Below are 12209 nucleotides of genomic sequence, written 5' to 3'. Positions count from 1 at the left end.
GACGCGTTGCCCTGTCACCGCTCGCGTTCGGCGTTCCGCACCGGGTCGTCACCCTTACCCCTGACCGCGAGCAGCTGCCAGTAGCGCGCCATGCGGACGAACGGCTCCCGCTCGCACAGCGCCAGTTCGAGCCGCTCCAGTTCGGCGAAGAACGCTGGATCGCGCTTGCGCTCGTCATCCGCGATCAGATCGGTGACGCAGCGGATGCCAAAGCGGTGGGTCACGACGCATGCCGACGCGGCGAGGGCCCGCGCGACATCGTCGGCGTCGACCCGTAGCATGTCCCGCTCGAACGTCACCGAACGAACCGTTTCCGCGTCAAGCAGGTCCGCCGCATTGGCCGGGTCGCATCGACGCACGGCCGTCGTGAGGACGTCCATCGCGGGATTTGGCGAGAGCAGTGACACCACGCCACCCGGACGCGCCGCGCGCACCACGGTGTTCACCGTACCGGCGAGATCGGGACGGTACTGCAACACGTTATGACACAGCACGAGGTCGTAGCCTGCCCCGACGTCGCGCATCGCGACGAGCGGTTCACGCCCTGCCAACTCGTCCAGGTCCGCACGCACCGTGCGGACACGCCCGGCAAGCCTTCCTCCCGTTCGCTCGGCCGCGCGCGCCAGCAGCTCTTCCGACTTGTCGAGGACCGTCACGTCGTGGCCGTGTGCCGCGAGCGGCACGCTGTCGGCACCGTCCCCACCGCCGATGTCGAGTACCCGGCACCGTGCCCCCAGACCGCGGAGAGCATAACTGAGGGTGTGGCTCACCAGCCGGTAGCGCAGCCGCCCCCACGGCGCTTCCTGCCACTCAACCCAGGCGTCGATATGTCGCTTCTCGGGTGCTAGCCAAGCCGCATCACGCATCAGCCACCAGCCAGCGGCGGCACGATGGTGACCGTGCTGCCGGGAGACACCACCGCGCCCGACCGTTCGCTCGCCCGCACCAGCTGGTCGTCGACGAACACGTTGAAGTAGCCGAACGGCTCGCCGTCGTGATCAAGCAACCGGTACCGGTATTGCGGATGAGCCGCCGCGAAGCCCTTGATGACGTCGGTCAGGCTGCCGGACTCACTGGCGAACTCGGTTCGCCCACCCTGTGTCCACGCAGAGGACAGCACGATCTTTGTCACACCGTTGCCCTCCATGGTCAGGCATCCTTCGCGCACCGAAAGCCGACGGCGAAGTTCGACCAGCCGTCGGGATCACCGTACATCCGTTCGCTACAGCGAACCTGGTACCTGAAGTTCATCCACGAGCCTCCCCTGATGACGCGGTAACGTCCCATGATCGTGCGCAATGTCGCGTCGCATGTGGACTCATCGTCGTACAACGTGGCGAGCGTGGCGTTCCACTCGTACACGTTGCCCGCCATGTCGGCACAGCCGAACACCGAATCGCCCCTGACCGCGAAACTGCCGACCGGTAGGGTTTGCGGCATCGGCCCATGGTGTGACAGCACCGATTTCCACCAGTCACGCCACTGTCCGAGCGAGTACAGCGAACCCGCGTGCAGCTCAGCGGTGTTCGCGTTACCGGCGTTCCAGGTATCACCCCACGGCCAGATGCGGAATTCCTTACCCCGGGCCGCGTACTCCCACTCACTCTCCGTCGGCAGGCGCTTCCCCGCCCATCTGGCGTACGCGTTGGCGTCCCGCCACGAGATATGCACGACAGGATGATCCTCGTAGCCTTCGATGCCGCTTCCGATTCCCGCTGGCCGGTACCAGCAGGCCCCGCTGGCTTCCTCCCAGTAACGCCGATACACGATTCCATGGCCCGCGTGCTCGGCATCCGTCCGGTAACCGGTGCTGTCGACGAACGCACCGAACTCGGCGACCGTTACCGGATGACGGTCCATCCAAAACCCTCGCACGGACACTTCCCGCTGCGGCATCTCATCGCCGAACCACTCCGGCGGGAACGCCTGCCCTTCCTCGGCGAGCCAGGAAAGCATCCACGGGGGCGACCCCTGCGAGAACGTTCCCCCAGGGACGAACACCATCTCACCCATCGGCAGCAACCCATCACCGCAGGGACGTCAAACTCACTATAAGAGTATATACGTAAAATCCCGGAAACGAACTGCGTCGACAGGGTGGTATGACCCTGGAACTTCGATGGTTTCCCGCGTCGGTTTCCGGCCCATCGCCTGAGTCGGCACGGCACCCGACCAGGGAACCTCACTTGCTTTTCGACAAGCGGACCGCATGTCCGCTTGCGTCGTGCCACCCGCGAATCTAGCTTGCGACGGTACCCAGGACCCACAACCGCGAAGGAGGCTATACCGCCATGGACGAGATGGACGCGGCCAACATGGAGCCGATGTGGCCGGCGGCGGCGAGCGCGGAGTACATCGACGCCCGGATCGAGCTTGGTAAAGCGGAGCGTCGGCTCCGCGACCAGATCGAGGAAGTCGCGGCGCTGCGAAGGAAACTACCCCAGGGCACCTCGCTGCCCGACTACACCTTCGCCGAAGGTCACCGTGACCTTGGCAGGCCAGAGCCGACGACAACGACGAACCTCAGCGAGCTCTTCGGCGAGTACGAAACGCTCGTCATCTATCACTTGATGTTCCATCCCGACGACGATGAGGCGTGTCCCATGTGCTCGTTGTGGGTTGACGGCTTCCATGGCGTGGCGCACCACATCGCGCAGCACGTCTCCTTCGCCGTCGTAGGCAAGGCACCGTTACCCAAGCTCCGGGCATGGGCGCTGCGGCGTGGCTGGCATGGGCTTCGGATTCTGTCCAGCCACGACACCAGCTTCAACGCCGACCTCAACGTCGAGCGCGCCCACGGCGGGCAGCGACCCGTCATCAGCGTGTTCACGAAGGATGGCGATGGCGTCCGCCACTTCTACAGTCAGCCAGCGAACTTCCTCGACAACGACGAGCGTGGCATCGACCTGTTGTCTCCCGTGTGGAACCTGCTCGACCTGCTGCCATCCGGCAGGGGGGACTGGTACGCGGCGAACTCCTACGCGGGCGCACAACGGGCGCACTGAGGCCGCGCCACCGACGGCCAGCCGGGGCAGCCAGGTCAGCCAGTCGACGAGGCCGTCGTCGTCTCGTCATCGCTGGCTTCGTCATCGCCGGCTGCCGTCGTCGGCTTGACCAGCAGGATCAACGGAAGGCACACGACAACCAACACGATCGCGACCAGCGACGTCGATGTCAGGCCGTCCGTGAACGCGGCTCGGGCCTGCTCCGCGATGACGGAGCCGGTCGAGTCGGGCGTTCCAGGCGGAACCGCGACCGCACCCTGAGCGATGCCGTCGGCGTCAGCCAACACCCGGTCCACCGTTCCGGGGGACACCCCGGCGGCGGCGAGCCCTTCCGCCAGGTCGTCCCTGACGAAGAATGTCACGATCGTGCCGAGTGTTGCCACCCCTAGCGCGGGACCAAGGCTGCCCATCGTCTCGCCGAAGCCAGACGCCACGCCAGCCAACCGCTTCGGCGCGCTCGCGATGATCGCCTCGGTGGCGATGGGCACGATGAAGCTGACACTGATGCCGAGCGCGATCAGATACGGCCAGATGGAATGGTAGCCAGCGTCCGGCGAGATCCGAGACAGGCCGTACAAGCCAAGAACGAACAGCAACGCTCCGGCCAGCAGCGGTGGCCTCGGACCCACCTTCTGATTCAGCGCCCCGCCGATCGGTGCGGCCAGCACGCCAACCGCGGCGATGGGCAGCAGTTTGAGCCCCGTGAGCAACGGTCCAGCGCCCTGCACGTTCTGCAGGAAGATCGACAGGTGGAACCAGAAACCGAACATCAGTCCGGCGCCGACAAGCAGCAGCAAGTTGCCAGTGACGAAGGTCCGCGAGCGGAACAGTCGCAGTGGGATCAACGGTTCAGGGGTGCGGCGCTCGTGGACAATAAACCCGGCGACGAACACCAGCGCGATCGCGAAACACACCAACGGAACCGTGCCGAACCAGCCCGCCGCTGGTGCCTGGTTGATGCCAAGCACCAGCCCGAGCAGCGCGACGGCGATCAACACCATGCCGCCGATATCAAGCCCGCGACGGGCATCATGCGGCGAAATTCGAGGGATAAGCAACGCGACCAGCACGAGAGTGATCGCACCACCGATGACATTGATGAAGAACGCCCAGCGCCAGTCGGCATACTCCACGACAACCCCACCAACGAATGGCCCGCCCGCCGACGAGAGCGCGAAGACGCCGGTGAAAATGCCGACAGCCACCTTGAGCTTGTTCTCGGGGAAGATCAGCCTGATGATGGCCAGCCCGCTCGCCAGCATCGCGGCCCCGCACGCACCCTGCACGACCCGCCACGCGATCAGTAGATCGATGGAGCCGGCAAGACCCGCCATCGCCGAGCTGATCATGAAGCCAACCATGCCAGCGACGAATACCCGTCGCTGGCCGTACCGATCACCCAGCTTGCCCGCCGTGATCAGCATCGCGGCGTAGGCCAGCAAGTACCCGGCCGTCACCCAGTGTAGTCCCGCGAGGCCGGCGTCCAAGTCCTCGCTGATCGTCGGTATGGCGACGATGACGACCAGCGCATCGACGCCGTGCATCGTCGCGGACAACGCCAGCGCGAGCAGCCCGAGCCACAGTTTGCCCGATGACGATCCAGTTCCCTCGTCAACCGAGCTCGCCGTTCCCGATGCGGTCTCGCCGGAGGCGTGCTCATCCATAACCTAGGTTCCCCCTCATGCGCTCAGCTCGTCCGCGACACATGGACCATGGCAGCTAACTACACGAACCTATACACAGTCGATCATGACGATGTCAACAGGACGCTCGCGGCGACGGAGTGAAACGCGGCATGACCTCGAATCGACGGCGTCGATGTGCGCGCATCGAACCTGATCAATCTCACTAAATTATGATATAGTTTCATCCGGATTGTCGGTAGTAAGCGCGCGTAGCGCACTACCGATGGCGCGATCCGCACGACAGCACCGATTCGCTCCGAGAGGAAACCGCACGATGTCGACGGACCTGCTCCAACGGAAGCTCGCGAAAGTGTTCGCCTCCTTTGACGTTGACCAAGACGGTGTGATTGACGAGCTGGACATCACCGCTATGGCGCAGATTTGGTGTGACGTATACGAGGTGGCACCAAACTCGGCTGAGTGGCGACAGATTCACGGCCGAGCACACGCGATGTGGCGCGAGATGCGGGGATCGACCGGCGCGGACGGCATCAAACGTGTCACGCTCAGCGAATGGGTCGAGTGGGGCACCAAACCAGATTTCCCCGACTTCGTCGAGAACGCCGCGATCCCATTCAGCCTGGCGGTGTTCGACGTCGCCGACAAGGATCGCGACGGTAAGATCACCATGCCGGAGATGATGGCGGCGCAGAGCAAGTCGGGCATGTCCCCGGAAGAAACTCAATCGGCGTTCGACACCCTCGATACAGACCGCGACGGCTACGTCACAGGGGAGCAGTACGCACAAGCGGCGCGGGAATTCTATCTCAGCGACGACCCGAACGCGCCTGGCAACCTCATCGCCGGCGATCTGTAGCGAAGCGGCTCATGCCGAGCGCGGCGTGGTGGACCATAGCTCAGGCTTCGAGGTCCACCACGCCGCGCACCAGACGTGCCTCGACGACGCCACCGACGCGGGATATCCTCCCGCGATCGCGATCGATCAGGACACGCGCCGATGCGCGATCATGGGGAGCGAGTCAACCGGCATCGTGATGGCCAGCTTCGGCTGGGGCACGTGACCAGGAACGGACGTCAATCGCCACCGGGTCGCGATCGTGGCCAACGTGATGACCATTTCCGTCCATGCGAGCTGGTCACCGATGCAGCCGTGGGTGCCGATGCTGAATGGCATGAAGGCGCCGCGTGGAATCGACTTCGCGCGTTCCGGCTCCCACCGGTCCGGGTCGAACTGGCCTGGACGCGGATGAATAGCCGGATTGTGATTGAGGGCATGGAAACTGTAGAGCACCGTCGCGCCCTCGGGAATGGCGTACCCACCGATCTCGGTGTCCAAGGCCGTCACCCTGCTCAGGAACAGCCCTTGGGTACGGTACCGGAGCGTCTCGGTGATCACACGCCTCGTGTATGTCAGGTTCGCGAGATCATCGTGTGCCGCGGGCCTGCCCCCGAGGACCTCGTCAACCTCGGCGTGCATGGCACGCTCGACATCGGGATGGGTGGCGATCTCGTGACAGGCCCACGCCAACGTATTGCTGATGGTGTTGCTGCCCGCGATGAAGAACGTCATCACTTCGTCATGCAACTGCTGATCGCTCATCGCCGGTTCGCCGGATTCGTCGCGCGCGAACATCATCATCGACAGCAAGTCGCCGTGGTCGACATCAGCGGCTCGGTACGCGCTGATCACATCATGGATGGTGCGCCGCAGGTACTCCTCGGACCTCCGGTAACGACGGTTGGCCGGGGTGGGTAGCGCGGTGATCAGGCCGGTCGAGTCCGCGACCCGCTGAAAGAGCCCGCCAAGCACAGTCGAGACGGCCGACATGAACCGTGTCTGGTCGATACCGGTGTCCGCCGAGAACATCACCCGGATCACGTTGGCGAGCGCGAGACTGTCCATCTCCTCGTCGACGGCGACACGTTCGCCGTCACGCCAGCGTTTGGTGTAGTCGTCGGCGATCTCACTGGAGATTCCCGCATACTCGATGATCTTGTTGCGATGAAACGCCGGCTGGATGATGGCCCGCTGACGGCGGTGGAACTCACCCTCTGAGATACCGAGGCCGTTTCCGAACATCGCGCGGAACCGTTCCGTGACGGGGCCACCCCTGATGAACGTCTCGGTATCGCGCAACGCCTGCCGGATGAGTTCGGGGTCGTTGAGCACATACGCCGTCTCGCGACCAAGCTGGATCATCGAGACGGCATCGCCGTTCTGCAGCGAGAGCAGGAAGTCTCCAGGAGCTCGCTTCATCCGCAACCCATGTCCCAGCAGCGGCAGCCGACCATCGGCCATCACCGGCTCGCGAAGCGTGTTCGTCACTTTCGTACGCCGCCTCTCCAGTAATCGACAATCAAACGGACGTGACCGTGGACGTGCCAGGGGCATGCCAGACCCGAGACGAGCTGATCGTCTTTCCGTTGGCCAGGTCGGGCAGCGTGATCTGGATGCGCCACGGTTCGAGCCGCAATACCTGGAACTGAGGATCGACGTGCCCTTCCGGCCATACGTCGTACGCGTCGAACCCACGCTCCGCGGCTTCCGTGGCTACAAGCTCCCACACGTGATGCTTCCCGGCGTCGTCGTCGACCCAGGACGCACGGCAGTCCGCGAAGACCGCGTTATGCGTGGCACTCCAGTAACCGCAGGACAGATACGGATTATGGGCAAGATGTGCGGTCTTGATGGGGGACTTCGACGTGCTCACCCATCCGATCGGCAGGCCGTCGCTGATCTCCCACGACACGTGCAACACTCTGCTCCTCGGTCGGCCATGTCTGTCCACAGTGGCCGCCGTGCACCAACCGATCTCCGCTGTCAACCGCAGAAAGTCCTCACGAAGCTCGGCGAACCGGACACTGGTGCTGAAGCCGGTAGTCGTCGTCATGGTCGCCAAGTGTAGTACGCGATCCCGCTATATGACTACATGTTCTATTACTGACTATGCTGATACTCGAAGTTGATAACCGGTCAGTACGGGGCATACATCTATCTTGAGCTGGCATTTTATCGATCACGACGATCGGATAGCGCTCAATCGTACGAACCAGAGCTTCATATTTCTATGCTAGCCTCAGCGGAGCTAACAGGCCGACATCGCGAAGCGACTACGTCCTCGACCTGAGGAGCTACCCATGCGCATCCTGTTCATGCCTGCCCCCGCGATCGGACACGCGTTTCCACTCGTGCCACTCGCGTGGGCTTTCCGCAACGCTGGCCATGACGTCGTGTTCGTGACCGGCGCGGACGCGGTCTCCGTCGCACAAGCCGGGCTGCCCGTTTATGACGCGCTACCTGGCTTTGGCTCCGCCGAGCTCGAAGCCCAGTTCGCCACGGCGGTTCCCGAGATTTTCGCGCCAATCCAGGCCTCGTCCACCGAGGAGCATCTGGCCGCGATGAATGAGCGCAAACCGCTCATCCTCGCGGCGTGGGACCCGGTTGTCGATCAACATGTGGCCCTCGCCGAACGGCTCGCACCCGACTTGGTCGTCTACGACCCCATCTTTGGAGTAGGCCCGATCGTCGCCGCTTTGTGTGGGGTCCCCGCTGTCGCGCACGGTATCGGCATCTTCCGCTACACACCGGACATGCTGCGCGAGCTACCGGCGGCCGTCGCGCTCCAGCGGCATGGCGTCACCGTGCCGGACGGCATCACGACGATTGACGTAGCTCCGCCCAGTCTCGCGGAGGGCCCCGCTTCTCCCGTCGCGATGCGCTACACACCGTACAGCGGCGGTGGTGTGCTTCCCGACTGGCTGCTCACCCCGCCGGAACGACCACGCATCGCCGTCACCGTCGGTTCCCTCGTACCACGAACACAGGGATTCGCCTACGTCGAACGCATCGCCGCCGCGGCGAAGAAGGTCGACGCTGAGTTCGTGGTCACGCTCGGCGACTCCTGGGAAGAGCAACCACACTGGCTTCCGCCGAACATTCGCACCACCGGCTGGGTGCCATTGAGTGCCCTGCTCCGCACCTGCGCGGCGGTCATCCACCACGGCGGCGACGGCACGGTACTGACGAGTTGCGCGATGGGTGTTCCTCAGTTGGTACTGCCCAACGGTCCTGATCGACTGGTCAACGCCGAAGTACTCCGCGCTCGGGGCGCCGCGCACGTGGTACGCGACGACGAGCTCGACCACACCGTGATCGACCAGCTACTCGCGGACGGCGACCTGCATGGCGTCGCGAGCGAGCTGCGCGAGGAGATCGCATCGTTGCCAGGTCCCGCGGCTATCGCTAGCGACCTTCTTGGCCAGCGCTGACCCTCGCGTCCTAGTACCTACGGCGCCGTCATCGTCAAGAACCCGTTGGCATCCCGCCGCGTGTGCACGGAGCCATGCAACGCGGCGATGAGGGTGCGCGCTTGCACGTTCACCTGGTACCCGCGGGCGATGAGTGCGGTCGCATCGGCCAGCGAAACCCAGACGTAGCCGTCATGCGGGGTTGGCTCGAAGGCCGGCTCTGCCTCGACAACCATATAGCGGGTACGCGCGTGGTAGAACCGTCCGCCTTCCTCGGACTGCACCGCGTCGTAGCGTATCCGACCTTCCTCGGCGGTGAGCACGTAGTCGAGAAACGGCGGCGGCCGGTGACCATAATCGACGGGCAGGCACTGCACTGTCGGTGCCAGCTCGGCGATATCGATCAGGCCTGCTTCCACCCTCGCCTGCATCAGCAATTTGGTCTCGCCACCCAGCTCCTTGACGACCATCGCCGCTACGCCGACCCCAACTGGCTTGACCAGCGGCTGCGTCCAGGATCCGACTTCCCTGCTCGCCGCGTCCACCCGCACCGCGATTACGGTGAAGTGGCGCCTCCGCACGTGAAAGATCTCATCGTAGGTACGCCGCCATCGCGTGAGCGCGTGACACGGGACCGTCTGCTGTACCAGTTCGCGGCGAGACCGCACGTCCGTGAGCCAATGCGAGATCCACCGTGACGGCGAGCACGGATCACCCGGCGCGACGGTCCAGGCCGGATTCTCGTTGACCGTGGTCCTGCGGAAGGGAATGCACGCGAGGACCGTCCGCGCGTCCATGTTGACGATGTCGTCCTGGTTGAGTAATCGCATGATCTGTCCGAGCGTCAACCAGCGAAAGTCATCGTAACCTTCGGCATCACCTCGGGCGAACGCGATCATGTTTCGGTTGCGCTTACGCAAGAACCAAGAACCATGCTCGGACTGCAACGTATCGACGAGAACGCCGCTCGGCTCGGTGAACCAGTCGAGGAAGTGCGGCCTGCGCCCACCATGAACCTGGGTGTAGTTGCTTCTCGTCGCCTGCACGGTCGGCGCCAGCTGCACGGCGTTGACACACCCCGGCTCCATCTTGGCCTGCATCAAGAAATGCAGCACCCCGTCGAACTCCTTGACCGCTATGCCAAGTATTCCGATCTCCGGTTGGTTGATGATGGGTTGCGACCACACCTGTGTATCGGTTCGCACATGCAAGCCCTGAATAGTGAAGAACCTGCCGCTGTCATGGCCGAGATTCCCGGTTTCTGGGGCGAAACTCCACGACGACAGTTCGGCGAAGGGGATCCGTGTCACCTCGAAGGCATACGCCTGCCTTCGCCGGACCAGCCACTCGTCGAGCTGGTCGTTCGGCATCAGTGGACTGTCCTCCGTAGCGGCCGATACGGCGAACATCCGGTCAAGTACTTCTGGGTCGATCGGGTCGTCACCAACCGCCGTACCCACTAACCTGCGGCCTCCCGTCGCGTGTTGCCGGTACCGCGTCATGACCCACCCCGTCCGTAAAGTCACTTTTAAAAAGTATAGCTATTCATAGCGGGTGCAGCCACAGATTCGTCAGATCGCCGTTGAGGACCGGGTACGGCAACCAGTTGCGCACCCGGGTCGAGTGAAACCAATACTGATGCGCGAACAAGATCGGCACGATCGCCGCGTCCGCGAGCACGGTCTCCTCGACCTGCCGGAAAAGCTCACCGGCGTGCGCTTCGTCAGCCGAGGTCAGCGCCTGGGCGAGCAGCTGGTTCACCCGTTCACTGTGATAACGCCCGAAGTTCGAGCCCCAGTCACCGTTCTCCGCGACAGCGCGGCTGTCGAACAACGGCTGGAGATAAGTGCGAGCGTTGTTGCCGTACCAGTCCGGTTCCCAGCCGGTCAGCGCGAGGTCCCACTCCTTCTCATGCCGTGGTGCCGCTGACGAGAAGTAGTCGGTGAACAGCTCGTTGATCGACACCCCGACCAGCTCGAGCGTAATGCCCGCTCGCGCCATCGCACGCTGGACGGCCACGGCGGTCTCCGGGTGGATGTCCCGGTTCCGGTAGACCAGCTTGAGGGTAACCCCGTCCTGATATCCAGCCTCCGCGAGCAAACGCCGCGCCCGCTCGGGGTCACCGCGCCCGCCCTCGGTGCCGTAAGGCCGCTTCAACCGGTGCGATGTGCACAATGGCGGCAGGATCTGATCGGCGATGTCGTTCAACTCGGGCCCGCCCCACACGTGGGATACGGCGACCTTGTCGACCGCGTACTGCAACGCTTGCCGCACGCGCAGCCGTGACACCGCCTCGTTCCTGCTCGCGAAGTTGACCACGATATACGGGCTGAACAGCCCCGCGGGGTATACTTCAAGCCGCTCGTCCTTCGCCTCGAGCAATGCGGGTAGTCGTTCGGTGAGTGGCTGGATATCCCAGAGCATGTCGGCGTCACCGGCCGCGACCGCCTCATGAGCCTCGGTCTCCGGCACGCCTTCGCGCACCTCGATACCGTCGAGGTACGCCGCACGCAGGTCGTCGGTCGCCGACCGCCACGCCGGATTGCGCGCCAGCACGATCTTCTCCCCTGGCACGTACCGGGTCACCTCATACGGCCCGTTGGAGATAAGGGCCTGCTGCAGCTCCTCGCTGCCAGGCACGAAATCCAGATACTCCTCGGGCGCCGGTGTCACGAATGGCAACGCCAGCATGTTCAAGAAGTCCGGCATTGGGTGCCGCGTGACGAAAACGACGTCGACGTCGCTGACCGCGCGAGCCCCGCGCAGTTCCGTGTGCTCCATCCCGTGAGCGATGGCAGCGGGCTCCCGCTCGGCCGCGAGCGCGTCGCGGAACTCGGCCATCCCGTCGATCGAGCTGAGGTAGTAGGCGAGGCCGGGGCTGCTGGCGAGCGGATGCGCCAGCCGCTTCACCCCCCGCACGACGTCATGGGCCGTCACCGGCCTGATGCCGGATGGGGCGTTCCACATCACCCCATCCTTGATCGTGAAGCGATAGCGAGTACCGCCGTCGGCGATGCGACCGTTGTCGGTCGTGGGGACCTCCGTAGCCATGTCCGCGACGATCCGACCCGCTTCCGCTCGATCACGACTGGCGACATAGCCGACAAGCTGACGAGTGTAGGCTCGCACGATTCCCCTGGTAACCGTGTGATACGCCAGCGCGGGATCGAGGTAGTCGACATCGCCCGCGCCGACCATGGTCAGTGTGCCGCCCTCGCGCGGTGTCCTACCGTCCTCCCGCTCCCACTGATGGCCCGCGGAACGCGTCATCGTCTGCCTCCTGGTCCGCTTCGGCGAGGACATACCGGAC

11 protein-coding genes are annotated in these 12209 nt (G+C 64.2%); 3 read left to right on the top strand and 8 right to left on the bottom strand.

Features of this window, described 5'->3' with window-relative positions; all coding sequences use genetic code 11:
- Positions 1-14 precede the first annotated feature (14 nt).
- Genes ACFQGD_RS06385 through ACFQGD_RS06375 form a run of 3 tightly spaced genes read right to left on the bottom strand, consistent with a single transcriptional unit; the run spans position 15 to position 2013 of the window.
- Positions 15-866, bottom strand: coding sequence for a class I SAM-dependent methyltransferase (locus ACFQGD_RS06385; protein ID WP_345405728.1), 852 nt, complete (start codon positions 864-866; stop codon positions 15-17).
- On the bottom strand, positions 866-1147 hold the full coding sequence (locus ACFQGD_RS06380; protein WP_345405725.1) for a MoaD/ThiS family protein: 282 nt from the start codon (positions 1145-1147) through the stop codon (positions 866-868). The genes ACFQGD_RS06385 and ACFQGD_RS06380 overlap by 1 nt, the downstream gene beginning before the upstream one ends.
- Positions 1148-1149: 2 nt before the next feature.
- Entirely contained in the window at positions 1150-2013 is an 864-nt protein-coding gene (locus tag ACFQGD_RS06375; RefSeq protein ID WP_345405722.1) for a formylglycine-generating enzyme family protein, read from the bottom strand.
- A 278-nt stretch (positions 2014-2291) separates the two neighbouring features.
- Here ACFQGD_RS06375 and ACFQGD_RS06370 point away from each other — a divergent pair, with 278 nt between their 5' ends.
- Positions 2292-3005 (top strand): DUF899 family protein, encoded by a 714-nt coding sequence (locus tag ACFQGD_RS06370; protein ID WP_345405719.1) that lies wholly within the window; start codon positions 2292-2294, stop codon positions 3003-3005.
- Between the two features lie 35 nt (positions 3006-3040).
- Here the strand turns inward: ACFQGD_RS06370 and ACFQGD_RS06365 are convergent, their stop codons facing one another.
- Positions 3041-4669, bottom strand: a complete 1629-nt coding sequence (locus ACFQGD_RS06365) for a DHA2 family efflux MFS transporter permease subunit (protein WP_345405716.1) — start codon at positions 4667-4669, stop codon at positions 3041-3043.
- Positions 4670-4964: 295 nt separating this feature from the next.
- On the opposite strand from ACFQGD_RS06365, the gene ACFQGD_RS06360 reads away from it, so the two are divergent.
- Positions 4965-5507 (top strand): EF-hand domain-containing protein, encoded by a 543-nt coding sequence (locus ACFQGD_RS06360; protein WP_345405713.1) that lies wholly within the window; start codon positions 4965-4967, stop codon positions 5505-5507.
- A gap of 126 nt (positions 5508-5633) precedes the next feature.
- Here ACFQGD_RS06360 and ACFQGD_RS06355 read toward each other — a convergent pair whose 3' ends face one another.
- Both ACFQGD_RS06355 and ACFQGD_RS06350 read right to left on the bottom strand, forming a co-directional pair.
- Positions 5634-6977: a cytochrome P450 gene (locus ACFQGD_RS06355; protein WP_345405710.1), complete on the bottom strand. Its 1344-nt coding sequence runs from the start codon at positions 6975-6977 to the stop codon at positions 5634-5636.
- A gap of 31 nt (positions 6978-7008) precedes the next feature.
- Positions 7009-7542 carry a pyridoxamine 5'-phosphate oxidase family protein gene (locus tag ACFQGD_RS06350; protein ID WP_345405707.1) on the bottom strand — a complete coding sequence of 178 codons (534 nt, stop codon included), beginning with the start codon at positions 7540-7542 and terminating at the stop codon, positions 7009-7011.
- 247 nt (positions 7543-7789) lie between these two features.
- Here ACFQGD_RS06350 and ACFQGD_RS06345 point away from each other — a divergent pair, with 247 nt between their 5' ends.
- Positions 7790-8920, top strand: a complete 1131-nt coding sequence (locus ACFQGD_RS06345; protein ID WP_345405704.1) for a nucleotide disphospho-sugar-binding domain-containing protein — start codon at positions 7790-7792, stop codon at positions 8918-8920.
- Positions 8921-8937: 17 nt separating this feature from the next.
- Here ACFQGD_RS06345 and ACFQGD_RS06340 read toward each other — a convergent pair whose 3' ends face one another.
- Positions 8938-10359, bottom strand: coding sequence for an NDP-hexose 2,3-dehydratase family protein (locus ACFQGD_RS06340; protein ID WP_345405701.1), 1422 nt, complete (start codon positions 10357-10359; stop codon positions 8938-8940).
- Positions 10360-10444: 85 nt separating this feature from the next.
- Entirely contained in the window at positions 10445-12169 is a 1725-nt protein-coding gene (locus ACFQGD_RS06335) for an ABC transporter substrate-binding protein (protein ID WP_345405698.1), read from the bottom strand.
- Positions 12170-12209: the final 40 nt, after the last annotated feature.

The sequence above is a fragment of the Haloechinothrix salitolerans genome (genome assembly GCF_042662605.1).
Taxonomy (GTDB): Bacteria; Actinomycetota; Actinomycetes; order Mycobacteriales; family Pseudonocardiaceae; genus Haloechinothrix_A; species Haloechinothrix_A salitolerans.
This window is presented reverse-complemented; position numbering and strand designations above follow the sequence as displayed.